This window comes from Streptomyces sp. RG80 (genome assembly GCF_040446465.1).
Taxonomy (GTDB): Bacteria; Actinomycetota; Actinomycetes; order Streptomycetales; family Streptomycetaceae; genus Streptomyces.
Genome location: NZ_JBEAAJ010000006.1, coordinates 409,065 through 432,030, shown reverse-complemented (window position 1 = coordinate 432,030; position 22,966 = coordinate 409,065). Strand labels below are relative to the sequence as shown.

25 protein-coding genes are annotated in these 22,966 nt (G+C 71.2%); 13 read left to right on the top strand and 12 right to left on the bottom strand.

Going from position 1 to position 22,966, the window contains the following annotated elements; translation table 11 throughout:
• Nucleotides 1–203: 203 nt before the first annotated feature.
• The 4 genes from ABKA17_RS22750 to ABKA17_RS22735 all read left to right on the top strand — a co-directional run bounded on the left by ABKA17_RS22750 (nt 204) and on the right by ABKA17_RS22735 (nt 3,739).
• Nucleotides 204–608 carry an ArsR/SmtB family transcription factor gene (locus tag ABKA17_RS22750; protein WP_353694016.1) on the top strand — a complete coding sequence of 135 codons (405 nt, stop codon included), beginning with the start codon at nt 204–206 and terminating at the stop codon, nt 606–608.
• A 45-nt stretch (nt 609–653) separates the two neighbouring features.
• On the top strand, nt 654–1,610 hold the full coding sequence (locus ABKA17_RS22745) for a GlxA family transcriptional regulator (protein WP_353694015.1): 957 nt from the start codon (nt 654–656) through the stop codon (nt 1,608–1,610).
• Between the two features lie 151 nt (nt 1,611–1,761).
• Entirely contained in the window at nt 1,762–2,760 is a 999-nt protein-coding gene (gene gap / locus ABKA17_RS22740; RefSeq protein ID WP_353694014.1) for a type I glyceraldehyde-3-phosphate dehydrogenase, read from the top strand.
• Nucleotides 2,761–2,947: 187 nt separating this feature from the next.
• Nucleotides 2,948–3,739, top strand: a complete 792-nt coding sequence (locus tag ABKA17_RS22735; protein ID WP_353694013.1) for a TSUP family transporter — start codon at nt 2,948–2,950, stop codon at nt 3,737–3,739.
• A gap of 55 nt (nt 3,740–3,794) precedes the next feature.
• On the opposite strand, the gene ABKA17_RS22730 is transcribed toward ABKA17_RS22735, so the two are convergent.
• The gene (locus tag ABKA17_RS22730; protein WP_353694012.1) at nt 3,795–4,682 is read right to left on the bottom strand and encodes an SDR family NAD(P)-dependent oxidoreductase; all 888 of its coding nucleotides are present in this window, start codon (nt 4,680–4,682) and stop codon (nt 3,795–3,797) included.
• A 72-nt stretch (nt 4,683–4,754) separates the two neighbouring features.
• On the opposite strand from ABKA17_RS22730, the gene ABKA17_RS22725 reads away from it, so the two are divergent.
• Together ABKA17_RS22725 and ABKA17_RS22720 are read left to right on the top strand one after the other, a co-directional pair.
• The gene (locus ABKA17_RS22725; RefSeq protein WP_353694011.1) at nt 4,755–5,690 is read left to right on the top strand and encodes a LysR family transcriptional regulator; all 936 of its coding nucleotides are present in this window, start codon (nt 4,755–4,757) and stop codon (nt 5,688–5,690) included.
• A gap of 152 nt (nt 5,691–5,842) precedes the next feature.
• The gene (locus ABKA17_RS22720; RefSeq protein WP_353694010.1) at nt 5,843–6,343 is read left to right on the top strand and encodes a peptidylprolyl isomerase; all 501 of its coding nucleotides are present in this window, start codon (nt 5,843–5,845) and stop codon (nt 6,341–6,343) included.
• Nucleotides 6,344–6,427: 84 nt separating this feature from the next.
• On the opposite strand, the gene ABKA17_RS22715 is transcribed toward ABKA17_RS22720, so the two are convergent.
• Nucleotides 6,428–7,681 (bottom strand): GNAT family N-acetyltransferase, encoded by a 1,254-nt coding sequence (locus ABKA17_RS22715; protein WP_353694009.1) that lies wholly within the window; start codon nt 7,679–7,681, stop codon nt 6,428–6,430.
• A 296-nt stretch (nt 7,682–7,977) separates the two neighbouring features.
• Here ABKA17_RS22715 and ABKA17_RS22710 point away from each other — a divergent pair, with 296 nt between their 5' ends.
• Nucleotides 7,978–9,153: a 4-hydroxybenzoate 3-monooxygenase gene (locus tag ABKA17_RS22710; RefSeq protein ID WP_353694008.1), complete on the top strand. Its 1,176-nt coding sequence runs from the start codon at nt 7,978–7,980 to the stop codon at nt 9,151–9,153.
• A gap of 60 nt (nt 9,154–9,213) precedes the next feature.
• Complete coding sequence (locus ABKA17_RS22705; RefSeq protein WP_353694007.1) at nt 9,214–10,851, top strand: methyltransferase; 1,638 nt, start codon at nt 9,214–9,216, stop codon at nt 10,849–10,851.
• Between the two features lie 40 nt (nt 10,852–10,891).
• Here the strand turns inward: ABKA17_RS22705 and ABKA17_RS22700 are convergent, their stop codons facing one another.
• The 6 genes from ABKA17_RS22700 to ABKA17_RS22675 form a co-directional block, all read right to left on the bottom strand.
• The gene (locus tag ABKA17_RS22700) at nt 10,892–12,352 is read right to left on the bottom strand and encodes a M14 family zinc carboxypeptidase (RefSeq protein ID WP_353694006.1); all 1,461 of its coding nucleotides are present in this window, start codon (nt 12,350–12,352) and stop codon (nt 10,892–10,894) included.
• A complete protein-coding gene (locus ABKA17_RS22695) occupies nt 12,352–12,681 on the bottom strand; it encodes a hypothetical protein (protein WP_353694005.1) in 330 nt (109 codons plus the stop codon). The genes ABKA17_RS22700 and ABKA17_RS22695 overlap by 1 nt, the downstream gene beginning before the upstream one ends.
• A 287-nt stretch (nt 12,682–12,968) precedes the next feature.
• A complete protein-coding gene (locus tag ABKA17_RS22690) occupies nt 12,969–13,361 on the bottom strand; it encodes a VOC family protein (RefSeq protein WP_353694004.1) in 393 nt (130 codons plus the stop codon).
• 269 nt (nt 13,362–13,630) lie between these two features.
• Nucleotides 13,631–13,819, bottom strand: coding sequence for a peptidoglycan-binding domain-containing protein (locus ABKA17_RS22685; protein WP_353694003.1), 189 nt, complete (start codon nt 13,817–13,819; stop codon nt 13,631–13,633).
• 901 nt (nt 13,820–14,720) lie between these two features.
• A complete protein-coding gene (locus tag ABKA17_RS22680; RefSeq protein WP_353694002.1) occupies nt 14,721–15,374 on the bottom strand; it encodes a TOPRIM nucleotidyl transferase/hydrolase domain-containing protein in 654 nt (217 codons plus the stop codon).
• Nucleotides 15,375–15,458: 84 nt separating this feature from the next.
• Nucleotides 15,459–16,244 carry an AraC family transcriptional regulator gene (locus tag ABKA17_RS22675; protein ID WP_353694001.1) on the bottom strand — a complete coding sequence of 262 codons (786 nt, stop codon included), beginning with the start codon at nt 16,242–16,244 and terminating at the stop codon, nt 15,459–15,461.
• Nucleotides 16,245–16,314: 70 nt separating this feature from the next.
• Here ABKA17_RS22675 and ABKA17_RS22670 point away from each other — a divergent pair, with 70 nt between their 5' ends.
• Both ABKA17_RS22670 and ABKA17_RS22665 read left to right on the top strand, forming a co-directional pair.
• Complete coding sequence (locus tag ABKA17_RS22670) at nt 16,315–17,133, top strand: phytanoyl-CoA dioxygenase family protein (RefSeq protein ID WP_353694000.1); 819 nt, start codon at nt 16,315–16,317, stop codon at nt 17,131–17,133.
• Nucleotides 17,130–17,441 carry a hypothetical protein gene (locus ABKA17_RS22665; protein WP_353693999.1) on the top strand — a complete coding sequence of 104 codons (312 nt, stop codon included), beginning with the start codon at nt 17,130–17,132 and terminating at the stop codon, nt 17,439–17,441. The genes ABKA17_RS22670 and ABKA17_RS22665 overlap by 4 nt, the downstream gene beginning before the upstream one ends.
• A 97-nt stretch (nt 17,442–17,538) precedes the next feature.
• Here the strand turns inward: ABKA17_RS22665 and ABKA17_RS22660 are convergent, their stop codons facing one another.
• The 4 genes from ABKA17_RS22660 to ABKA17_RS22645 all read right to left on the bottom strand — a co-directional run bounded on the left by ABKA17_RS22660 (nt 17,539) and on the right by ABKA17_RS22645 (nt 20,288).
• Nucleotides 17,539–17,781: a hypothetical protein gene (locus ABKA17_RS22660; protein WP_353693998.1), complete on the bottom strand. Its 243-nt coding sequence runs from the start codon at nt 17,779–17,781 to the stop codon at nt 17,539–17,541.
• Between the two features lie 375 nt (nt 17,782–18,156).
• Nucleotides 18,157–19,404 (bottom strand): serine hydrolase domain-containing protein, encoded by a 1,248-nt coding sequence (locus ABKA17_RS22655; protein WP_353693997.1) that lies wholly within the window; start codon nt 19,402–19,404, stop codon nt 18,157–18,159.
• A gap of 45 nt (nt 19,405–19,449) precedes the next feature.
• Complete coding sequence (locus tag ABKA17_RS22650; RefSeq protein ID WP_353693996.1) at nt 19,450–19,860, bottom strand: hypothetical protein; 411 nt, start codon at nt 19,858–19,860, stop codon at nt 19,450–19,452.
• Nucleotides 19,861–19,889: 29 nt separating this feature from the next.
• A complete protein-coding gene (locus ABKA17_RS22645; protein WP_353693995.1) occupies nt 19,890–20,288 on the bottom strand; it encodes an SH3 domain-containing protein in 399 nt (132 codons plus the stop codon).
• Nucleotides 20,289–20,522: 234 nt separating this feature from the next.
• On the opposite strand from ABKA17_RS22645, the gene ABKA17_RS22640 reads away from it, so the two are divergent.
• The 3 genes from ABKA17_RS22640 (at nt 20,523) to ABKA17_RS22630 (ending at nt 22,941) form a co-directional block, all read left to right on the top strand.
• Entirely contained in the window at nt 20,523–21,506 is a 984-nt protein-coding gene (locus ABKA17_RS22640) for an ArsR/SmtB family transcription factor (protein ID WP_353693994.1), read from the top strand.
• 134 nt (nt 21,507–21,640) lie between these two features.
• A complete protein-coding gene (locus ABKA17_RS22635) occupies nt 21,641–21,796 on the top strand; it encodes a hypothetical protein (protein ID WP_353693993.1) in 156 nt (51 codons plus the stop codon).
• Complete coding sequence (locus tag ABKA17_RS22630; protein ID WP_353693992.1) at nt 21,793–22,941, top strand: hypothetical protein; 1,149 nt, start codon at nt 21,793–21,795, stop codon at nt 22,939–22,941. Before ABKA17_RS22635 ends, ABKA17_RS22630 begins: the two co-directional genes overlap by 4 nt.
• Nucleotides 22,942–22,966 lie beyond the last annotated feature (25 nt).

Here is a 22,966-nt window from a genome sequence, read left to right as displayed (position 1 = left end):
CCCGGGGCCGGGGCGTCGTACGCCCATGATGTGAAGACTTCTTCAAGTCACCACATCAACATGGTCCCAATCCGTGGTCGCCCACGGCCCCTGGCTAGCAGGATCGGCATCCATCAGACCGTCCGGCCGCGGCGGCGCCCCTGCCAGGTGCCGCCGCACCGCGGCCATGTCCATCCGACCCATCCGGCAGGGAGCGAGCACCCATGCACGTGCCCCTCTACCAGGCCAAGGCGGACTTCTTCCGCATGCTCGGGCACCCGGTGCGCATCCGCGTCCTGGAACTGCTCCAGCACGGACCCGTTCCGGTGCGCGACCTGCTCGCCGACATCGCGATCGAGCCCTCCAGCCTCTCCCAGCAGCTGGCCGTCCTGCGCCGCTCCGGCATCGTGGTGTCCATCCGGGAGGGCTCCACCGTCCGCTACGCACTCGCCGGGGGCGACGTCGCCGACCTCCTGCGGGCCGCCCGCCGCATCCTCACCGAGCTCCTCGCCGGACAGAACCAGCTGCTGACCCAACTGCAGCAGGCCGACACCGAAGAGCTGACGCCACCGCTGCTGGCGGAGCCCGGCAGTCACGTTCCGCCTTCGCAGGTGCTTCCCACGCCTTGACCGGCATCGCCGAGGCGGGGGCTCTCCCCACGTAGCCTCTCCCCCATGCCAGCCTCCTCCCTGCATCGCGTCGCCGTCCTTGTGCTGGAGGGTGCGAAGCCGCTCGATGTCGGAATCCCCGCGCAGGTCTTCACGACCCGCGCGAGCATGCCCTACGAGGTACGGGTGTGCGGGGCGGCACCCGGCCCGGTGACCGGCGGCGACGGCCTGTCGTACGCCGTCGCCCACGGCCTGGAGGCACTCGCGTGGGCGGACATCGTCTTCGTTCCCGGCTACCGGTTCCCGGACCGCGAGGACCCGCCGCAGGCCGTCGTCGACGCACTGATCGCCGCCCACGCCCGGGGCGCGCGGCTCGCCGCCATCTCCACGGGCGCCTTCGCGCTCGCCGCCACGGGCCTGCTCGACGGCCGGCGCGCCACCACGCACTGGCACTACACGCGGGCCCTCGCGGCCAGGCATCCGCTCGTGCGGGTCGACGAGAACGTGCTGTTCGTCGACGAGGGCAGCGTGCTCACCTCGGCCGGCGCCGCCTCCGGCATCGACCTGTGCCTGCACATCCTGCGCGGCGACCTCGGAGTGGCCGCGTCCAACCACGCGGCCCGCCGTCTGGTCGCGGCCCCCTACCGCAGCGGCGGCCAGGCCCAGTACGTGCCGCGTAGCGTCCCCGAGCCGCTCGGGGAGCGCTTCGGCGCCACGCGCGAATGGGCGCTGCACCAGCTCGGCGAGCCCCTCACCCTGGACATACTGGCGCGGCAGGCCGGGGTCTCGGCGCGCACCTTCTCCCGGCGCTTCGTCGAGGAGACCGGTTACACGCCGATGCAGTGGGTGATGCGCGCCCGCGTCGACCTGGCCCGCGAACTGCTCGAGCGCTCTGAGCGCGGTGTCGAACAGATCGCCGCCGACGTCGGTCTCGGCACCGGGGCGAATCTGCGCCTGCACTTCCAGCGCATCCTGGGCACCACGCCGAGCGAGTACCGGCGCACCTTCACCCGGGGCGAATAGCACCCGACGGGCCCCTGAACCGGTCCCCGGCGGCGCTCCTGGCCGGTCCTTTCCCGGCCCTGGCGGGATCCTTTTGAACGATGGCGATCTCGCCACTGTCAGCGGAGCGCGCCGCGAGCGAGCCTGGTGGCGAAGGGAAGGGACCCCACTCATGACTCGCATCGCCATCAACGGATTCGGCCGCATCGGACGCAATGTGCTGCGCGCACTGCTGGAGCGCGACAGCACCCTGGAGATCGTCGCCGTCAACGACCTCACCGAGCCCGCCACGCTCGCCCGGCTGCTCGCCTTCGACAGCACGGCCGGCCGACTCGGCCGTCCGGTGACCGCCGACGGGGACACCCTCGTCGTGGACGGCCGTCGCATCAAGGTGCTGGCCGAGCGCGAGCCGGCGCAGCTGCCGTGGGCCGAACTCGGCGTCGACATCGTCCTGGAGGCCACCGGCCGCTTCACCTCGGCGAAGGCCGCCGGCGCCCACCTCGACGCGGGCGCGCGCAAGGTGCTCGTCAGCGCGCCGTCGGACGGCGCCGACGTCACGCTCGCGTTCGGGGTCAACACCGACGCCTACGACCCGGCCGTGCACACGATCGTCTCCAACGCCTCCTGCACCACCAACGCGCTCGCGCCGCTGGCCCGGGTGCTCGATGAACTCGCGGGCATCGAGCACGGGTTCATGACGACGGTGCACGCCTACACGCAGGAGCAGAACCTGCAGGACGGACCGCACCGCGACGCCCGTCGCGCCCGGGCCGCCGGTGTCAACATCGTGCCGACCACGACCGGTGCCGCCAAGGCGATCGGCCTGGTGCTGCCGAACCTCGACGGCAAGCTGTCGGGCGACTCGATCCGCGTGCCCGTGCCGGTGGGTTCGATCGTCGAACTCAACACGGTCGTCGCCCGCGACGTGACCCGCGACGACGTCCTGGCGGCCTACCGCGCCGCGGCGGAGGGACCGCTCGCCGGTGTCCTGGAGTACTCGGAGGACGCGCTCGTGTCGTCCGACATCGTCGGCAACCCCGCCTCGTCGATCTTCGACTCGGCCCTCACCCGCGTCGACGGCCGCCACGTCAAGGTGGTCGCCTGGTACGACAACGAGTGGGGCTTCTCGAACCGTGTGATCGACACGCTCCAGCTCCTCGCCACCGGCTGACCGGACGCCGGGGCCGTACGCCCTCCTGGCACTTCCCTCGAGTGCTCCGGCCGGTTGTCCGACCGGCCGGAGCACTCGTCACCGCCGCCCTCGACGGCTCCGCGTACATGAAGATCTTGTTGCGGGCCGTCCTCGCGGCGCCCGAGCCGCCGATACTGAGCCGGCGGGCGGAACGGGGGCATCGGTGGTGGACTGGACGTTGGCGGGAGGGCTGGCCGCCGGCCTGCTGATCGCGATCGTGACCGCGCCCGTCGGCGTCTCCGGAGCCGTGTTCCTGCTCCCCGTCCAGTTGAGCGTCTTCGGTGTGCCCAGCCCTGCGGTGACCCCGACGAACCTGCTGTTCAACGTCGTAGCCGGCCCGGGCGCCCTGTGGCGCTACCGCCGCGACGGCACCCTGCGCCAGGACCTCACCCGCCGCCTCGTGCTGGGCACACTGCCCGGCGTCGTCATGGGCGCCGCCATCCGTGTCTTCGCCCTCCCCGGCCCGGAGGTCTTCCGGCTCCTGATCGCCGTCCTGCTGCTCCCGCTCGGCCTGTGGCTCTGCCTGCGCGCCGTCACCCCGGCAGGCCACCGTCAACATCCGGCATCCGTAAGCGAGTTGCCCCCACGTACTCTCACCGGCCTCGCCCTGGCGGTCGGAGTGATCGGGGGCATGTACGGCATCGGCGGCGGCTCCCTCCTCGGCCCGATCCTCGTCGGACGCGGCCTGCCCGTCACACGCGTCGCCCCCGCCGCGCTCTCCGCCACGTTCGCCACCTCTCTCGTCGGCGCGGCCGCCTACGCACTGCTGTCCCTGGTGAACTCGGGGGACATCGCCCCCGACTGGTGGCTCGGAATCGCCTGCGGCACCGGCGGACTGCTCGGCGGCTACCTCGGCGCACGCCTCCAACCCCGCCTGCCCGAACGGGCCTTGCGCCTCACTCTCGGCGCGCTCGCCTCGGCTCTCGGAGCCCTGTACGCCACACAGACCCTGCTCTGAAGCACAGATTTGGTGGCTCGCGGTGTGGGTGGTTCTTTGCACGGGGGAATCGCCTTCAGGGCGTGAGCAGCCGGTCCTGTTCCACCGGCGGCGTACCGCCACGCCAGGGCAGGACCTTGCCGAAGCGGACCAACTCGCCGTACAGGGCGGGATCGACGTGCTCGGCGAAGACCAGGTCGAGCACGGCCGTGGCGGCCTGGTCCGGTGACTGTGCCCGGCTGTAGTCGCTGAACCAGGGGCGTGAGGTGGCGGTGTCGACCATGCCGGGGCACACGGAGGCGATCAGGGTGCCGGTGGCGAGGTCGCGTTCGCGACGTTCCGCGGCGAGGGCGCGCACGGCGGCGACCTGCGCGACCTTCGACGGCACGTTCAGCCACACCGGCCAGCCCGCCTCCTGCGCGGTCTTGTCGTGGATGGCGCTGCGCCAGGACTCCACGGCGTACTCGACCTGCTCCAGGCTCGCCTCTTCGAACAAGTGGTGCAGTCGGTGGTCGAGATGCCCCAGAGTGCCCAAGGTGCTCGCCACGACGAGGAGCCGGCCGCCCGGGCGAAGGACGGGGCCGAAGGACCGCAGGATCGCGTGGGTGGCGGTGTTGGAGACGGCGATGAACTCATCGGCCCGCTCGACCTGCGAATCCTCGGGCAGCAGTCGGAGGATCGCGTTGGAGATCACCACGTCGACCCCTCCGTGCCGGACCCGGAGCTCGTCGGCGAGGCGGGCGATGGCATCGGTGTCCGCGACGTCCAGCACCCTGCCCTCGACGCGGGCGCGGGTGCCCGGCAGCGCCGCGACCTCCCGCGCGGCGTCCGTCACGCGCTGCTGGTTGCGGCCGGTGAGCAGGACCAGATCGTCCGGGTGCAGACGGGCCGCCAGCCCTTCGACGAGGGCACGGCCGAGTCCTTGGTTGGCGCCCGTGACGAGGGCGATACGGGAAGTGTTCATGCGAGCCACGCTAAAAAGCCGCGCGCCCATGAGTCCAACGAAAGTTCGGAACGTCTGGTATGCGTAAACGTCATGGACTTCTCGGATGTCTCACTCACCGCGCTGCGGGTCTTCCGCACCGTGGCCGAGCAGGGCACGTTCACCGCGGCCGCCGCGTCTCTGGGCTACACGCAGTCCGCGGTCTCCCGGCAGATCGCCTCGCTCGAACGGGCCGCGGGCGCGGAACTGCTGGAGCGGCGGCGCGACGGCGTACGGCTCACCCCGGCCGGCCGCGTCGTGATGCGCCGCGCGACCGTCGTACTCGACGAGATCGACGCGACCGCACGGGAGTTGTCGGGCCTGCCCGGACAGGCCGGCACGGTCCGCCTGGGCTGGTTCCCCAGCGCCGGAGCCGTCCTGGTGCCCCGTGCCCTGGCCGCACTGCGCCGCACCGACCCCGGCCTCCAGGTCGTCAGCCGCGAGGGCGGCACCCCGGCGCTGGTACGCGCCCTGCGGGCCGGCAGTCTCGACCTCGCCCTGCTCGCCTCGATGCCGCCGTTCAGGCCGCCGGACACCGAGTCGCCCCCGCTCGTGTTGCAGACGCTCACCGAGCGGGCCCTCCGACTGGCGGTGCCGGCCGCCCACCCGCTGGCCCGCGGCGACTTCGTCGACGTGGCCGATCTGCGCGGGCAGCGCTGGATCGCGAGCTCCTCCTCGGCGGAGGACCGGCTGATGGGCGTCTGGCCGGGTCTGGACGAACGGCCCGAGATCGCCCACATCGCCCGCGACTGGCTCGCCAAGCTCCACCTGGTCGCCGCGGGCGGCGGACTGACCACGGTCCCCGCCCTGCTCGCCGCCGCCGCGCCACCGGGCGTCCGCGTCCTGCCCGTCCGCGGCGGCCCTCAGGAACAGCGTCGCCTGCTCCTGGCGCACCTCCCCCACCCACTGACCGACCTGGGCCTCCGCGTCGCGTCCGCCCTCCGCACCGCAGCCCTCGAAACCGACGAACCCACCCGGCCCGAGCTTTGAGCGTCCATCCAGGTCGGCCAGCCAGGTACCCGGTGTCGGGTCCACTCTGGTCGCCGACGATCCGGGGGAAAATGCGCGCGGAACGACTCGTTCGACACGGCGTGGGAGGGGTCTCGCTTCGACCTGAACCTCCATGGTGGAGAATCAGCACCATGAGTGAGAACGTCTATTTCCAGGTCTCCGCGAACGGCAAGCCTCTCGGCCGCATCGTCTTCCGGCTGTTCGACGAGGTCGTACCGAAGACCGCCCGAAACTTCCGCGAGCTGGCCACCGGCCAGAACGGCTACGGCTACAAGGGCTCCCCCTTCCACCGCGTCATCCCCGAGTTCATGCTCCAGGGCGGTGACTTCACCAACGGCAACGGCACCGGCGGCAAGAGCATCTACGGCGAGAAGTTCGCCGACGAGAACTTCCAGCTCAAGCACGACCGGCCGTTCCTGCTGAGCATGGCCAACGCGGGCCCGAACACCAACGGCTCGCAGTTCTTCGTCACCACCGTGGTGACCCCGTGGCTCGACGGCAAGCACGTCGTGTTCGGCGAGGTCGTCGAGGGCGAGGACATCGTCAAGGCGATCGAGGCGCTCGGCAGCCGCAACGGTGCCACCTCCCAGACGATCGTCGTCGAGGAGAGCGGCGTGGTCTCCCCCGCGTGATCTCAGCGCGCCCAGGACCTTGTCTGCGACAGGGGCCTGGGCGCGATCCCATGCCGCGCGTAGCGCCCGCTCACCGCATCGCCGTCAGAACCAGTGCAGGCAGTGCGGAGGGCCGTCGGTGCGGAAAAGGGCGTCGGCGAGGGTGGCCGCGTCCGGGTGGTGGGCGCGGATGTGTCCGGCGCGCACGAGCGTGCTCGGGGCGGTGCCGCCGAGGTAGACCGAGCCCAGGTCGCGCACGTCGAGGGACAGGTCGGGCTCCCGGTCCGTGGGCACGCAGTCGGCCTTGCTGTCCTTGACGGTCAGCAGATAGCGGCCGCGCTCGCCGAGAAACGGGTCGACGACGTCGAGGACGAGTTCGCCGTCCGTGAACCAGCCGCGTGCCGTCAGCGCACGCGGGACGTCGAGGAGACGTACCCAGAGCCAGTCCATGTCGCCGCCCACCTCACCGGCGCGGAAGTCCTCGAGTTGCCGGCGCAGCGGGTGCTGGGGCGGGACGTGCTTGAACACGACCTGGGAGACCAGGTCGTGTCCGAGTACGAAGCGGGCCAGGGCCGTGAAGACGGCGTCGTCCGTGGTGATGGTCTCGTCGACCGTCAGGGTGCCGGAGTCGATCGAGTAGCTGGCGTATCCGTCCGGAACGCCGTCGGCATCCCGGTGGACGGCGATGTAGCGCGGCGCCGGCGAGATCGGCGGCTGCCCCGCACGCAAGGCCCACCAGCGGTGCGGCCGGGACAGCGCGCCGGGCTGGGCGCGGCGATAGCGGTCGTAGACCTCTTCCAGGATCGCGCCGCACTCGGCACGACGCAGCACCTCGACCGAGCCGCTGTCCGTGCCACTGTCCGGGCCGCCGTTCGGGCCGGTCGCCGGTGCGTCGGGCAGCCCGTGCGCTCGGGGGGCGGCGAAGGCACCCCGGTGGCGCGGCACCGTCAGTCGACGTGTGTAGGTCGCCGGTCCGTAGCCGAACCGGCCGTAGATCGTGGCCTCGGAGGCGAGCAGTACGGAGAGGAACTCCCCGCGGTCCCGGAACTCGGCGAGCTGATGCCGCATCATCGCGCTGAGCACGCCCTGGCGTCGGTGCGTGGGCAGGACGCCGACGGCGGTCACCCCGGAGACCGAGGCGAGGGTCTCACCAGGCAGGGTCAGTTCGAACGAGTGCGCGGCGGCGGTGCCGACGGGCCGCCCGTCCGCCGTCAGGGCGAGCAGGCAGCGGTCCGTTTCGAGCGCCGACCACCAGAGCCCGCCACCCTCCACCGGGGTTTCGGGGAAGTGCCCGAACGCGGCATGGACCGTGTCGACGAAGACGTCGAGATCCTCGTCGGTCGTGGGACGTATCTCCATCGCTGCCGCTGCCTCCTCGGGTGACCGGCACCACGACAGGTGGTGCCGGGCCACAATGCAGCGTCGCCCCGTAGCCCGGTCAAACGAATATCGCACCGCTCGAGGCGAAACGTGCGGGCCACATGGGGATCACGGAGGGCGGCAGGGCCGCCGGCGGGCGCCGACAGATGTCAGGGCTGCCGATGCGACTTCAGCGATGATCACCCTTGTGGAGCAATTGATCGATTTCAGGTACCTATGTCCATGATCGGGATGATAGGAAACCCCTTGATCCAACGGGCACTTCAGAGGCGGGCATGGGGAAACGGTTCTACACGGGGACGCAGGCCGGAGTCGTGATCCTCGGGGCCGGGCCGGCGGGGCTGGTTCTCGGGAATCTGCTGCTGGACCGCGGGGTCGACTGCGTGATCCTGGAACGGCGCAGCCGCGCGGCCGTGGAGGGGCGGGCCAGGGCCGGGTTCCTGGCGGCGCACTCGGTGCGGATCCTGGCGGAGAACGGCCTGGGGGCGGGAGTGCTGGGCCGGGGCCGGACGCACGGGACGTGTCTGTTCCGCAGTGACCGTGGCGAGTTCACCCTGGACTACGGGCGGTTGGGGCGGGGCGAGGTGCACACCGTCTATCCCCAGCAGGAGTTGGTCCGGGACCTGGTGGCCGAGTATCTGCGGCGCGGCGGTGACCTTCGGTTCGAGACCGAGGCCGAGGACGTCTCGGAGGGCCGGGTGCGGGTGCGCGGCGGCGCGGACGTGACGGGCAGGTATGTCGCAGGCTGCGACGGGCATCGAGGAGTCGCGCGTCGAGCACTGGCCGCTCGCGGGGTGTCCGCGGACCGGTGGGACCACGGGGTGTCCTGGCTGGCGGTGCTGGTCCAGGCCCCGCCCAGCCTCGCGGCCGTGGGATACGCCCTGCACGAACGGGGGTTCGCCGGGCACATGGCCCGTACGGCGTCCGTCACCCGGTACTACCTCCAGTGCCCGCGCGGAACCGATTCGGCGGACTGGAGCGAGGAGCGGATCTGGGCCGAGCTCGCGACCCGGATGCGCACGGCCGAGTTCGGACCGCTGCACGAGGGCGCCGTGCTGGAGAAGGCGGTCGTCGACCTGCGTTCCGACGTGCTGGAGAGCCCGGGGGCCGGGCGGCTGTGGCTGGCCGGTGACGCCGCGGGGCTCATCAGTCCGTCGGCGGCCAAGGGCGCCAACCTCGCCGTACTCCAGGCCGAGTTGCTCGCCCGGGCGCTGCACGGCGCCCTGGCCCACGGGGACGAGAACGGCCTTGCCCGGTACGCCGCCGACTGTCTGCCGCGCGTCTGGCGGGCCCACGAGTTCTCGCACTGGATGAGCGGGCTGCTGCACGGCCCAGCCGACGACAGCGCCGAGGCCCGGTACGGGCGCGCGCTGCAGTACGCCCGGCTGGAGAGCCTGCGCACCTCGCGCACCCATCAGGACCTGTTCGCCGAGAACTACACCGGCATCTGATTCCCGGGATCCGCGTCTGCGCATCCCGGTTCCGTCCGCACGATCATCGGAAACCCCTTCATGAACCTCCCTGTCGCACAGGCCTGCCTGAACGCATCCGACCTGGAGCGCATCGAGCGCGCGGCCACCCATGTCCGCGCCCACGACACCGAGCAGGTTCTCGCCGAACTCCTGCCCGGACTCACGGCCGAGGAGCGGGCCGACGTCTGCCGCCACCTCGTGTACGACCACACCGCCGTCCTCGTCTTCCCCGCCTCCCTCGACGGGCTCCGTGAGGAACTCCGGCGGCACGGTTTCGACGCGGGGCGTCTCACCCCGAGTGTGGTGGTCCGTCAGCGGCTCGTGCGCCGCTACGGCTCGCTCGTCGGCGACAGCCCGGTGGGGATCGTGCACGTACCCGTGGACGGGCGCAGCGTGGAGATCTTCGCCCTGCCAGTACCGCCGGACTCCCCCGGAGAACTCGTCGCCGAGGACGAACGCGCCGCCGAGCACGAGGTGCACCACGCGTTCGCGGTCACCGTGCCGGGGACGGTCGTCCCGGCCGGGCTGCGGACGCTGCTCCAGGAGCGCGGCGGTGCGGTGCCGGACGGCGGCGGCTACAACAGCCACGAGAACGTGACCGTCCTGTACTTCCGTACCCGGCAGCACCGCCGCTTCGAGCTCCGGTTGCCCGGCCGCCACGAGCCGCTGCCGGACCCCTCGGTGTCCTTGCTCGACGTCATGACCGGCGCCTGGGCCACCCAGGCCGTCGCCGCGATGGCGGAGCTCGAGATCGCCGATCACCTCGCCGACCGGCCGGGGCTCGGCGCCGACGACCTCGCGGCCCGCACCGGAACCGATCCGGACGCACTGCGCAGACTGCTGCGCTATCTGGCCTCGCTGGGCCTGCTGACATCCGCCGAGGAGACGTACCACCTCACCGCTCTCGGCCAACTCCTGCGCACCGGCGCCGAGTTCTCCCTACGGCCACTGGCCCTGCTCTACGGCGGCCCGTTCTACGACTCCTTCGCCGGGCTGACGTACTCCGTGCGCACCGGTCGGGAGGCCTTCGCCCACCGGTACGGGGAGCACCACTTCGCCTACTTCGCCCAACGGCCCGAGCTCGGTGGGCTGTTCCACCGGGCGATGGCCGCGAGCGCCGAGATGTTCACGCCGGTTCCGGCGCTGGTGGACTTCACGGGTGCGCGGCGCGTCGTCGACGTGGGCGGCGGGAACGGTGCCCTGCTCGGGCGGGTGTTGCGGGCGCACGGGCATCTGGAGGGCGTGCTGCTGGAGCGGCCCGAGGCGCTGGCGACCGCCCGGGAGGAACTGGCCACGGCGGGGCTCGACGGGCGGTGCTCGTTCGTCGCCGGGGACTTCACCATGGCCGTACCGGCGGGCGGCGACGTCTATCTGCTGTCCCGGGTGCTGCACGACTGGGACGACGAACGGTGTCTGTCCATTCTCCGCCGGTGCGCGCGGGCGATGCGGGCGGGCAGCGAACTGCTCGTCGTGGAGCGGCTGTTGCCCCGGCAGGAAGGGGTGTCGTCGCCCGCGGTGGCCTGGGACGTTCATATGCTGTGCAACGTGGGCGGCCGGGAACGGACCGAGGACCACTACGGACGTCTCCTCGCGGAGGCGGGGTTCGAGATGACGGCGTGCCATGCCCTGCCCCTGGGCGCCTCACTGCTCCAGGCCGTGAGGCGCTCGGACATGTGACCTGCGCGGCCGCGGACCGTTCGGGATCGTGCCCGGGCGGTCAGCCGTCGCGTGGGCCCTGGGTGGTCAGGTGCTTCAGCATCTCGGCGGACGACCGGCCCCGCAGCCGCTCGAGGAGTGCGCTGACGGCCTTGAGGTCGGTGTGCACCGCGCCGTCCTCGGCGCCGCACCTGGCATCGAGGTCGCGGAGCAGGTCCAGGCCCAGGTCGGCCTCCTCGTCGCCGAACTGCTGGTCCGTGTCCGTCGCGAGCTGCCCGGCATGGGCGAGCAGCTTCGCTGCCTTGGCCGCCAGGCGCTCGTCGTCCAGCAGGACCGGGGCGATGGGGAGTTCGACCCGTTCGATGAGGGTGATCCACTCGCGTCCGGCCTCGGTCTTCGCCAGTGCCTCGTCGCGGACGGTGCGCAGGGCGTCCACCTCGCTGCGCCGGCCCAGCAGTTTCAGGCCGATCAGGTCGAACGCGCAGATGCTCTGCTGGGCGAGCGCGATCAGGCCCGACTTGGCGTCACGCTTGATGAGCGTGGGATCCGCCGGATGGAAGGACTCCTCGAGGGTCGCCGCCCGCGGCCCGGTCTCGAAGGTGAAGCCGTAGGTCTTGCCCTGAGCCGGGTCGGCGATGTGCCGGCTGTAGGCGTAGTCGCTCTGCGTGCCCGTGGTCGCGTAGAGCGCGCGTCCGGTCTGCGGGGTGTACGCCCGGCCGCGTACCGCGGCGATCGCGTCCACGATCCGGCCCGCCACCGTCTCGAAGCGCTGCTGGTCGCGCACGGTGATGTACTCCTGGTAGCCGGAGACACCGATGGGCGCGCACGTCCCCGTCGGCAGCGTCGTGAACCGCTGCGCCGGGTTGGTGCTCTGGTTGAAGGCGTGTCCCCACGGATACAGGACGAGTTCCGAGTACGAGTGCACGTCCGCGAAGGTGTGGATGGTCTGCGTGTCCAGCAGATGCTTGACGTTGCGGGTCTCCGGCTCCGAGAAGGCGCCGGGTCCGACGTAGACGTCGCTGCAGGGGCTGCACGAGGTCTGGCCCTCCGTGACGCCCCACAGGATGGCCGCGTTGCGGTTGAGGTCGACGCCGTCACAGGCGGTGCCCGGGTTGTCACGCAGGTTCTTGCGCCACATGCCGTCGACCGTCATCACGTGGTGGCGGCCGTCCGGGTTGATGCAGGGCACGATCCACACGTCGAGGGTCTCGAGGATGAGCCGGACGTCCTGGGCGCTCCAGGTGCGGCCGCCGTAGACGACGTCCGTGCCGTTCAGTCGGCTGACGACCAGGTCGACGGCGAGTTCCACCAGGGCGTCGGGGTTCATCAGCTCGCGGGAGTGGGTGCCGCCGATCAGGAGCACGCCCCGGCGGTTGGTGCCCGTGCCGGAGCGCAGGCGCAGGGCGTACACGTCGCGCCCCTGCACGGAGCGCTCCGGCAGCCTGGTCCGGGTGCACAGCTGGGGGAACCAGTTGGCGAGAGCCGCGGTGAGGGAGTCGAGCTGGGCGACCGTCCGGTACATCACGCGCCCCCCGATCGCTCGATGCCCTGGACCCGCTCGTCGAGCCAGGCCATGACCGACTCGTCGGTGGCCACGAGCTCGGCGGGAACCGGCCGTACCGGCACCAGGGCGCGCAGGTGGACCTCGTAGCCGCTCTCCAGCAGCCGTCGGCAGTCCTCCGGGGTGACCAGCAGCCGGACCTCGTCCTCGGGGTCGGGCATCCGGTCCAGGTCGAGGTCGGCGACGGCGCGGAGGTTGTGGTTGGTGATCCCGGGGTGGACGGTCGCGTCGAAGCGGATCGCCGCGCTCTCGGGTGGTGGCTGCTCGGCGGGTTCTGCGGGCTCGTTCATGGTCGTCTCCCTGGGTGCTTTGTCCGTCTCGCATGTGGAGCGGAAGCCGGCGGGCGCGCGCAGGCGCGGGGGACGACGAAGTGCACGGCGCCGACCAGAGCGGGAAGGCCGGGACGCAGGTCAGCCTCTTCATCGAAGCAGGCCAAATCCGACAATCCGCCATTACTGCCGATACTGAGACCGGGTCCGGCCGCTGTCAACTTCGGCGCCGCAACTGGTAGTCGGCGCCTCCAGAACCGCGCTCACGACGCGTCACTCTCCGCGACGGGTCGCCTGGCGCCGGCCCGTCAGGCGCTCGGGCCCGTGTGCACGAAGAGGCAGAACGGGTGGCCCGCCGGGTCGCACAGGACACGTACGTCGGCCTGGGGTTGGAAGTCCGCCACGGTCGCCCCCAGTGCCACGGCGTGCTCGACGGCTGAGGTCAGATCGTCCACCTCGATGTCCAGATGCATCATCGTCTGCTGCCCGGACGCGGTGGTGGGCCATCGCGGGCGCGTGAAGAGCGGCTCTGCCTGGAACGACAGACCGGCGCTGCCGTCGGGCGCCGCGATCTCGATCCAGTCCGATTCCGCCTTCCGCACCGGCCAGCCGAGCAGGCTCTGGTAGAACCGCGCCAGTTCGTGCGGGTTCGGTGCGTCAAGGGTCGTCGCAGCCAACGTGAAACGCGGTTTCGATGCCATGCGGTGCTGCTGCCCTGATCCACCCGCCGTACCCGGCCTGCGGAGCCGCCCGCCGGTTCTCCCCCGTGGCGGGCGGCTCACGCCGGTGTGGTTCAGAGGTCGAGATCGGCGGCGGCACATGGCATCTTGGGCCGCTAGACGACACCGGCCGGAGCCGGCGGCGGGATTCGAACCCGCGTCGCTCTCTTTACAGGAGAAGTAGCCGCAGCCTGCGCACCTGAACCGCGGCCAACCGTAGTGCAGGACCAGGGCGTTGGGCACCTGACTTTTCAGGGCTGCGAGGTCTCGGATTCGAGTGAGGCCCGCGTCGCCGGGCCGTAGACCCCGGGCTCGTCCGCGAGCACCACACGGGTCAACTGGTAGCCGCGGACCGCGTTCTCCACGTCGCGGTCGTAGGTGCCGTCGGCCTCGCCGTCGTAGAAGCCGGTCTGCCGCAGGCGGAGTTGGAGTTCGGTCACCTCGGGTCCCTGGTCGCCGAGGCGCAGGACCGGGGCCGCGTCCTCGGGGGCGCTCGCTGGGGGACGGGCGGTGGCGCCGGCCGTGCTGGACGTGGTTCCGGTGGGGCTGGCCGGGCCGGTCGTCGGGGTGGGCAGGTCTGTGGTCGAGGTCGTGTCCGGAGAGGGAGAGGAAGACGGGGTCGGCTGCTCTGAGGACGTTGGCCGGGAGGGAGCAGGGGACGAGGGATCGGTTCCTGTGGGCTGTCCGTCCGGCAGGCCCGCACGTACGCCGCCGGACTGGGAATCGTCCCGCTCAGGGCTGTCGTACCAAGGGAGCCCGCCGACCAAGCATCCCGTCAGCAGGACGGCCGCTGCGGCACCGACTCCGGTGGCCAGCAGGACAGGTCGCCGGCGTGACGGATTCCCTGTGACGGCATCCGAGGGCGGTGGGGCGGGTTCATGGAGGTGTGGGGCCGCTGTCTGCTCGGCGGGTCCTGTGGTGCTCGGCGCGGATGGTTCCTCCGCCTCGGACAAGGAGCTTGGCAGCGGGGGCGGTTGGGTGCCCTCCGGGCCATCAGCCGGTTCGCCGGGCGGTTCGTCGCCGATCTCCACGAAGGGCCGTATGCGTACCGGGTCGAAGTCCTCCGCGGCCGCGGCCTCCGCCGTGCGGGCCGCTCGGTGAGCGTCGGATGCGCGGCGGGCGCAGGAACAGGCCAGGCTGCCGTCCGCAGGCCGGGGTGTGCCGCACTCCGGGCAGGCGGGATCCGTCGGTTCACTCACGCGTGCTTCCTCTCCGCAGAGCCTCCGTAGTTTAAGCGGAAACGACACACACGATGTGCGAAGGAAATCGAAAACTGGAATATGCACATCCGGAGAGTCCGGAATCGGCCATGCCCCATGTACCCCCGGGATCCGCTCCGGATCAGACGTGCGCGAGGAGGCGATCCAGGGGCTCCGGCACGCGTTCCAGGTCCAGGTGCGTGACCAGCGCCTGGGCGTAAAGGGCCTTGCGGCCGCTGTGCGTGCCCATGAAGCGGCGCAGTTGGTGTTCCACGGGCCGTTCACGCTGCGCCGGTTGGCCCTGGAAGGTGTGGAAGGGGCGTGTCTCACCCTGCGTCTCGATCACCTGTTGCACGCGCTCGGGCCCGAGGGCGCGGATCAGTTCGTCCTCCAGGTCGGCTACGCAGACGTGGAACCCGAGAGCCTCCAGGCCGGCCTGCGAGTGACCGGCCTCCAGCCCGACCCGTCCCAGGTGACGGCGGAAGTGCCGTTGCTCGCCGACGTCGCAGAGACCGGCCAGCGGCAGGCCGAGCCCGGTCGGACCGCACACGTCGAGGAAGTGTCCGATGTTCGTCGCGCCTCCCAGGGGCACCACCGCGACGCCTTCGGTGTCCAGGTCCCGGCCGTAGCGCGCAGCCAGGGTGTGCAGGGCTACCTGATCGCTGTTTCCCTCGACGAGGACGATCGTGCGTACACCGTCGGCCAGTTCGCGCGACGCCGTAGCGGCTTCGTCCGCCCTTGCCCCGCCGGCCGCCCAGGCGATGACCGCTCGACGGAAACGCCCCAACTCGTCCACGGCACCTCGCTTCCCGCCGCCATCGTGGCATGGTCGAGATCCCGTACGCACACGGGTTTTCCTCATGGCCCCCTGGGGGCCGTTTCAGCCGCTCGCCGCCTGCCGCACCGCGCGCGGCGAGGCGCCGAGCTCCCTGCGGCAGGTCTTGTTGAACGCCTGGAGGTCGCCGATGCCGACGGCGGCCGCGATCGCCGGGATGGCCAGGGTCGAGGCGATCAGGAGGTGGCGGGCGCGCTCCATGCGACGGTGCCGGATGTAGCCGACGACCGTGTGTCCCGTGTCGTCGCGGAAGAGCCGGGTCAGATGGGTGTGCGAGACGCCTGCGGCGCGGGCGACGGCGGGGATGCTCAGCGGGCCGGCCAGGTGCTCCTCGATGTGGGTCATGGCCGTCTGCAGGGCGGGATGCCGGGGGCTGGTGCTGTTGCCGGTGGAGCCGGTCAGGGCGGTCGTGCGCCACAGCACCGTCCACAGCTCCGCGGAGGCCCGTACCGGGGAGTGTGTGTTCGCCGCGACCGTCTGCCGCAGCAGCCCGCTCAGCGCCACCGCGTCCGCACCGGCGTCCTGCATCGCGGGGAGCCGGCGCCGCTCTCCGTCGCCGGGCAGCCGGAAGTGGGCGTAGAGGTGCTCGCAGTGCGGGGCGTCGTAGTGGAAGTGCACCTCGGTGTCGGGCGGCACGAGGCTCACATGGCCAGGGCGAATCGGGTGCGAGACGCCGCCGAACTCCAACGTGCCGCGGTAGTTGTAGAGATGGAGCTGCCACAGCCGCGGCAGGCGGAACACCTCGTGCGGACCGGCCGCCCCGTGTACGCCCACGCCCGCGTTCGCCACCTGAGGCGGCAGATCCAGGGCGAGTTCCACCTGCTGCTGCATGGCGAGAAATTACCAGTACTCGCCGAATACAGCCCACGACAGGCCCGGCGGCGGCTTCTACGGTCGTCGTATGTCAACCACACGACAGCTGCTGAACTCCGTCCAGGTGGCGCGGTTCGTGGCCCATGGTTTCCTGCGCCTCGACGGCATCGTGCCCCGGGAGATGAACGAGGAGGCGCTCGGCGTCTTCGCCGCCGGGCTGCCGGCCGTGCCGTACGGCACCTCTGTGCCGAAGGCCTTCGCCGAGGGCTCCTTCGCCCGCAGGCTCGTCGAACTGCCTGCCGTGGCAGGTGCGTTGGAGAGTCTGGTGGGACCGGACCCGACCGTCGACCACCACTTCGTGCACACCCGCGAACCGCACGAGGGCAGCGCGCAGCCGCTGCACGCCGATGCCCTCATCGATGTGCGGACCGACGCGTTCGATGTGCAGCTCATGTACTACCCGCAGGAGGTCACCGCGGACATGGGCGGCACGCTCGTCGTGCCGGGCAGCCATCTGCGCCGCACCAACGAGTCGGACACCGGCCGGTACCAGAACCTGCTCGGACAGACCCGGCTGACCTGTCCCGCCGGCACCGTCATGCTGCTGCATCACGGCATCTGGCACGGCGGGCGGCGCAACGACAGTGACACCGTCCGCCACATGTACAAGATCCGCTTCAACCCGACCGTGCCGCAGGTCCGGTTGTGGGACACCACGGACCAGGAATCTCCCGTCGTGGCCTCGGAGTTGAGCCGCACCTTCCCCTGGTACGAACCGGCCACCGGACGGCTGGAGATCCACAACCGGATCCAGCTGTGGCGCGCCCTGACGGGCGACCCCGCATTCGACGTCGACCACTGGGCCACCCGGATCGCCAACCGGCCCGCCGAGAGGAGCCAGGCATGACCGTCACGGACCACGAGCCCACCAGGGCCGCCGCGAGCACCACCCGCCAGCAGGTTCTCGTCCTGTACCTGGCCACCTCCGCACTCGACTCGGACGTGGTCGGCTGGGCCCACTACGACGGCACCGGCGCCACCCACCCCACCACCGGCGACAGCGACGAGCCCCCGTACCGGACCGGCGTCGCCGCGCTGCGGGACGGCTGGCGGCTCTTCCAGGCCGCCCAGCTCATCCCTCCCTATCCGGGGGCGGAACACGAGACCTCCTTCCTCAAGCACGAGTTCTTCTTCGAGAAGCTCGTCGCGGTGTGAGTCCGCGACGCAGTAGGGGCCGAACAGGCGAAGAAGGGCTCGGCCCCTATCTGCTGCTGAGTCTGTGCGGTGCCACGCGGCCGGGACGGACGGCTTCTCATCGGGTGTCGCCGGGCCGGGGACGATCATTGCTGACCAGCACGTTCAGCCCGCCCAGTGCCGACACGGTCCGCTCGACGGCCTCGCGGCAGAACTCCGGGTCCGTCAGGTCGCCCGGCAGCAGCAGGCAGCGCCGGCCCTGTTCCTCCACTGCATGCGCGGGCTCGGCACATGCGCGGCCTACCGTGCGTTCCCCCTCCGCAGGCCGGAGGTGGCGTCGGTCGACCGGCGGACTGCGCACGGACGTTCTCCACGAAAGCCCGCTCAGTCCTCGCCCCGGATGATGTTGCTGTCCTCGTCGACGGTCACGCGCTCGCCGTCATCCCCGCCACCCGGAGGGGCGGTACGTGCGGTTGGAGCGTCATCTGTCTCACCGTCGCGGAGGGTGGGTCGGCCGTCTGCACCGCATCCCATGAGGGCACCTCCCACTGTCCTACGCCCGAGCCCACGAGTACCCCGAAGCCGCCTGCGGACACGGCGTCTCGCATGCAGTGGCGGTCTCGCGGTCCGAGGAGGTCGCCCGAACCGTCAAGGTCGACGACCGCGTCCCCCGACCCCGCTGTGTGCCGGGGTCGGGGGACGCGGTCATCGTTCGCTCGTGAGGCGGGCCGGGGTGTCAGCGCTGTTCGCGCAGGTCCTGCTCGGCCGGCGGCATGGACGACCTGGACTGCGTGGGTGACGCTGCCGCCGACGCCGGCTTCTTGCCGCAGAACGCGGCCTCGAGCGTGCCGCCGAGCGCCGTGTTGGCGGAGCCCCTGTTCGAGGTGTTGGCCATCGCGGAGAGGCTGCGCCGGCCGTCGCGGGTGGCGAAGGCGTAGGTGTAGTAACCCTGCACGGTGCCGGTGTGGCCGTAGACCTGCGTCCCGCAGGACAGGTCGTAGCGGCGCAGGCCCAGGCCGTAGAAGCGGGTGTTGGTGGTGTCGGTCGGCGTGACGGTGGTCATCGCCTCCAGCATCTTCGGCGAGAGCAGCTTGCCCCGCATCAGCGCGATGACGAAGACGTTCAGGTCCGTCGGGCTGGAGATGATCGCGCCCGCCGACTGCGCCCAGGACACCGTCTGCTCCGTGGAGTCGACCAGCGCGCCGCCCTCCTCGTCGGGATGCAGGTAGCCGCGGACCTGCAGGCCCGCGATGCGCGTGTCGGGATGGACGTACGAGGTGTTGCGCAGGCCCAGCGGCCCGATGATGCGGCTCTGGTACTCCTTGGCGACCGGCTTCCCGGTGAGCTTCTCGATGAGCATGCCCACTACCACGAAGTTCGTGTTGGAGTACTGGTACGACACGCCGGGCTCGGTGGTGCGGGGCTCCTTGAGGGAGAGGTCCACCAGCTCCTGGTAGCTGAAGACCCGGTTGCGCACCGCCTCGAAGCCGGGGACGGTCTGCTCGAACATCGCGTTCGTGTAGTCCCACAGACCGCTGCGGTGGGTCAGGAGATGACGCACCGTGATCCGGTCGTCGGGCAGCAGCCCCGGCAGATACCGGTTGACCGGGGCGTCGAGCTCCAGCTTCCCCTCCTGCACCAGCTGGAGCAGGACCACGCTGGAGAAGGTCTTGCTGACGCTTCCGATCCGGAAGCGGGCGCGGATGTCCATGGCGGCGCCGGACTCCCGGTCGCGCACGCCCATGGTGCGGGTCTCCACACCACCGGGGCCGATGAACCGTGCCATCGCTCCCGGAGCGCCCTGGGCCATGGCGGCCTTCAGCGCCGCGGAGACGCCGTCCATGTCGGGGGCGGGTGTGGTCTCGCGCACGGCGCCGGGAGCGGCGGGTGCGGCCTGCGCGGTGGCGGCGGGGACCACACCGGCGGCGAGAGCGGCGATCAGGGTGGCACCGACGGCCAGGCGTCGGCGGTTGTTCAACGTCAATTCAGTTCCTCAGGTCGATGTGCGGGGCGGGAGCGGCCGCCGATGTCAGGGGCACTGCCTGATCTGCTGCTTCCACGTCGCCGGGCCACCGGTGTCCAGGTACCAGTCGTTGACGTAGCCGCTACGGCTGTTGCCGACCTCGATGTGCATCCAGTAGCGGTAGTTCGGGTTGTCGGCGGCGCCCTCACCCGTGGTCCAGCAGGTGATACCGACCTGGTTGCCGTTGTACAGGCGGCTGTACGCCTGGTCGATCGGGCCGGCACTGTAGGACGGGGCGGTGCGCACCTGGAGCCAGGAGCCCGGGTCGATGCCCGTGACCGTCGTGCACGGGATGTTCGCGTCGGACATCCGGCAGGTGTAGATCGCGGCGTTCGCCGGGGTGGCCGTGGCCATCATGGTCGCGGCGGTCGCGAAGACGGTCGCGAAACCGAGGATCTTGCGGTGTACGGAGTTCATGGGGTTCCCCCTCTTGGTGGTCAGGGTCTTCAGCACTGCGGGATCCGCTGCTGCCACACCGCGGGACTGCCGGTGTCGAGGTACCAGTCGTTGACGAAACCGGAGCGCACTCCGACGTCGACCCGCATCCAGTAGCGGTAGTTCGGGTTGTCCGCGGCCCCGTCACCCGTGGTCCAGCAGGCGAGGCCCACTTCCCGCCCGTTGTCCAGGCGCCCGGACGGCACGTCGGCGTAGCCGTAGCCGGGGCCGGTGCGCATCTGGAGCCAGGAGCCCGGGTCGATGCCCGTGACGTAGGCGCAGTTCGCCCGGTCGCCCGACACCCGGCAGTCGTGGATGGCGGCCTCGGCGGGGGTGACGAGCCCCAGGGTGGCGGCCGAGGCCGCCGACACGGCGAACAGCGCCCTGCCGGTACGGCTTCGAAGATTCATTGAGTGCCCCGTCTCTGTGACGTGTCGTGCGCGGGGCACAGCGATGTGCGCGGATGGTCAGCCGCCACCGTCCCCCGTGGTCGGACACAGTCTGTTCAAAGGCGGGCGCACGGCCCAGCATTTCGAGGGACTTCAAAACGTGTCCCGGTCGGCGCTTTTTGCTCAAGCGGGTCGAAACTTTTGCCCGGACCTGTGCGTCCCAAGGGGTGGCAGTACGTCAACGGGAGAGAGTTCATGGCCCGGTTCTCCGAATTGCGCCTGGGACCGCTGGAAACGGTCCCGGTGTCCGTCGTGGCACAGCCCGGCGTCACCCTGATGTCGCTCGTCGCGGACGCGCTGGGCGGCCGGTCCCAGGGCGTGCACCCCACCTGGCGGCGGGCGCTGCGCTCCGCGGTGCCCGAGGGGGCCGAGGCGGTTCTGCGGCCGCTGTTCGCCCGCGAGTACTCGATGGTCCCCGACTGCCTCACCCCTACGGCGCCGCTGTGGGAGACCGACCTCTCGGTCCAGCTGGAACGGCTGGCGGAGGTTCCGTCCGAGGTGCTGCTGCGGGAGCTGGAGGCGGATTTCGAGGGGAGGGTGCCCCGGCAGTGGCAGGGGGTCGTCGACCGGCCGAAGGCGTTCATCCACGCGTACGCGGCGATTCTCGGTGCCGTGTGGGAGGCCTTCGGGCCGATGTGGGCGCGGGCCGGCTCCCTGCTCGCCCGGGAGACCGAGCGGGTGGGTGTGGCGGTCGTCAGCGACGCTCTGCCGCTCGTGCTGACCGGGCTCGGGCCCAAGATCCGCTTCTCCGGGCAGACGCTGTCCGTGCCGGATCCGCACCCCGAGACGTTCGAACGGGGTGCCCGCCGCGTGGTGCTGGTGCCCATCGTGTCGGGCCGAGGTGCCTCGGTCTTCAGCTTCGACCGTTCCGACGCGGTGTGGTTCGGCTATCCAGTGCCCGGCCTGGACACGCTGTGGACGGCTCAGGAGGCCGACCCCGCGAGGGATCCGCTCACGTTGGTGGTGGGCTCGCTCCGGGCGGGGATCCTGCGCGAGCTGGTCCGCCCGTGCACCATGGGCTCGCTGGCCTCCGCGCTCAACTGCACGCCGGCGACCGTGACGTACCACTGCGCTCAGCTGGAGACGGCCGGTCTCCTCACCCGGGAGCGCCGGGGACAGCACGTGATGGCGCGGCGCACCGCGTCGGGAGGGGCACTCGTCAACCTGCTGTCGGGGTGAGCCGGTGGAGCTCCGGGCGCCACCCTGACATCCGTCAGTACCGCGGCACCGCTTCCGTTTCTAGGGTTCGAGTCGTCTTCCAGGCCCCGGCCGTACCGCGGGGCACCCTCCACAGACAGGAAGAGACGGCTTTCATGCGCCCGTTGCGCTCCGCACTCGCCACCATCTCCATCATCACCTCCGCCGCCGGCTCCGACAGCGTTCGCATCACGCGCACGCGCCCCCGCGACGCCGCCGCGCTCGCCCTCACGCCTGTCGACTCGCTCCGCCTTCAGGAGAACCACCTGTGAAGCGCCGACTGATCGCCGCCGCCGTCACGCTGCTGCTGGTCGGCGGCGCCGTGGGGTCCGCCGCCGCCGACGCTCCGAGCGAGCGGCCCGCACAGGCCGACGCCGCGTCCGTCCAGGTGCCCGCCGGCGTCACGGCCGGGGTCGCGGTGTTCGACCGGCAGACGGGGGCCTTCACCGAACAGCTCAACTCGAGCGCCACCTTCCGGTCCGCGTCCGTCGTCAAGCTGCTGTTGGCGCTGGACTACCTGTGGGACCGCGGCCCCGGCTATGTCGTGCCCGCCGCCGACCGGGCATGGCTGGAGCCGATGCTGCGCAGCAGCAAGGACAGCGCCGCCGACAACTACTGGTCGGACAACGGCGGTTCGGCGATCATCACCCGCATGGTGCAGCGCCTCGGCCTGCGGGACACCGCGCCGCCGCCCGCCACCCACCCGGGCTACTGGGGCTACACCGCGCTCTCCGCCCGCGACACCGTGGCGATCTACCGCTACCTCCTGGACTCGGCGCCCGCTCCCGTACGCGACTTCGTGATGGGCAACCTGCGCAAGTCCACCCGCTGTGCCTCGGACGGCTTCGACCAGCACTTCGGTGTCGCCGGGGCGTTCGAGAAGCCGTGGGCGGTGAAGCAGGGCTGGTCGGGGTCGTACGAGAAGGGCACCTGCGGGCCGGCGGGCACCACGAGCGCGACGCGTACGGCGAGCGCCGCTCCGGCCGCCGCCGCGGACGTGGATCTGACCCGGCCGGCGCTGCACAGCACGGGCACCGTCGGTGCCGGTGACCGGTCCATCGTGGCCGTGTTCACGCTGCATCCGGTCGGTACGTCGTACGGGAAGGCGTACACGGACATCGGCCGGCTGACCCGCTCGCTGAACGTTCCGGGCGCGACACGGCCGGCGGGGTGGTGGTACGGCACCTGGAGCGACCATGTGAACGTCCGGCCCAATGCCTCGACGGGCAACGCCGCGATCACCCAACTCCCGGCCGGTGTCGAGGTGTTGGTGGGTTGCCAGGCGCGGGGCGAGGAGGTCCAGGTGCCGCCGTACACGAACGACTGGTGGGCCTATCTCCCGCAGTACGGCGGCTGGATCTCCAACATCTACATCAGCTCGCCCGACAACAAGATGCCGGACGTGAAGGACTGCTGAGCAGCCCTTGACGCGGGCTCCGTTT

Coding starts and splice junctions, on each gene's coding strand:
- ABKA17_RS22750 (WP_353694016.1), top strand. CDS start 204: ATGCACGTGCCCCTCTACCAGGCCAAGGCGGACTTCTTCCGCATGCTC.
- ABKA17_RS22745 (WP_353694015.1), top strand. CDS start 654: ATGCCAGCCTCCTCCCTGCATCGCGTCGCCGTCCTTGTGCTGGAGGGT.
- gap (WP_353694014.1), top strand. CDS start 1,762: ATGACTCGCATCGCCATCAACGGATTCGGCCGCATCGGACGCAATGTG.
- ABKA17_RS22730 (WP_353694012.1), bottom strand. CDS start 4,682: ATGAACACTTCCCGTATCGCCCTCGTCACGGGCGCCAACCAAGGACTC.
- ABKA17_RS22725 (WP_353694011.1), top strand. CDS start 4,755: ATGGACTTCTCGGATGTCTCACTCACCGCGCTGCGGGTCTTCCGCACC.
- ABKA17_RS22720 (WP_353694010.1), top strand. CDS start 5,843: ATGAGTGAGAACGTCTATTTCCAGGTCTCCGCGAACGGCAAGCCTCTC.
- ABKA17_RS22715 (WP_353694009.1), bottom strand. CDS start 7,681: ATGGAGATACGTCCCACGACCGACGAGGATCTCGACGTCTTCGTCGAC.
- ABKA17_RS22710 (WP_353694008.1), top strand. CDS start 7,978: ATGGGGAAACGGTTCTACACGGGGACGCAGGCCGGAGTCGTGATCCTC.
- ABKA17_RS22705 (WP_353694007.1), top strand. CDS start 9,214: ATGAACCTCCCTGTCGCACAGGCCTGCCTGAACGCATCCGACCTGGAG.
- ABKA17_RS22700 (WP_353694006.1), bottom strand. CDS start 12,352: ATGTACCGGACGGTCGCCCAGCTCGACTCCCTCACCGCGGCTCTCGCC.
- ABKA17_RS22695 (WP_353694005.1), bottom strand. CDS start 12,681: ATGAACGAGCCCGCAGAACCCGCCGAGCAGCCACCACCCGAGAGCGCG.
- ABKA17_RS22690 (WP_353694004.1), bottom strand. CDS start 13,361: ATGGCATCGAAACCGCGTTTCACGTTGGCTGCGACGACCCTTGACGCA.
- ABKA17_RS22675 (WP_353694001.1), bottom strand. CDS start 16,244: ATGCAGCAGCAGGTGGAACTCGCCCTGGATCTGCCGCCTCAGGTGGCG.
- ABKA17_RS22670 (WP_353694000.1), top strand. CDS start 16,315: ATGTCAACCACACGACAGCTGCTGAACTCCGTCCAGGTGGCGCGGTTC.
- ABKA17_RS22665 (WP_353693999.1), top strand. CDS start 17,130: ATGACCGTCACGGACCACGAGCCCACCAGGGCCGCCGCGAGCACCACC.
- ABKA17_RS22650 (WP_353693996.1), bottom strand. CDS start 19,860: ATGAACTCCGTACACCGCAAGATCCTCGGTTTCGCGACCGTCTTCGCG.
- ABKA17_RS22645 (WP_353693995.1), bottom strand. CDS start 20,288: ATGAATCTTCGAAGCCGTACCGGCAGGGCGCTGTTCGCCGTGTCGGCG.
- ABKA17_RS22640 (WP_353693994.1), top strand. CDS start 20,523: ATGGCCCGGTTCTCCGAATTGCGCCTGGGACCGCTGGAAACGGTCCCG.
- ABKA17_RS22635 (WP_353693993.1), top strand. CDS start 21,641: ATGCGCCCGTTGCGCTCCGCACTCGCCACCATCTCCATCATCACCTCC.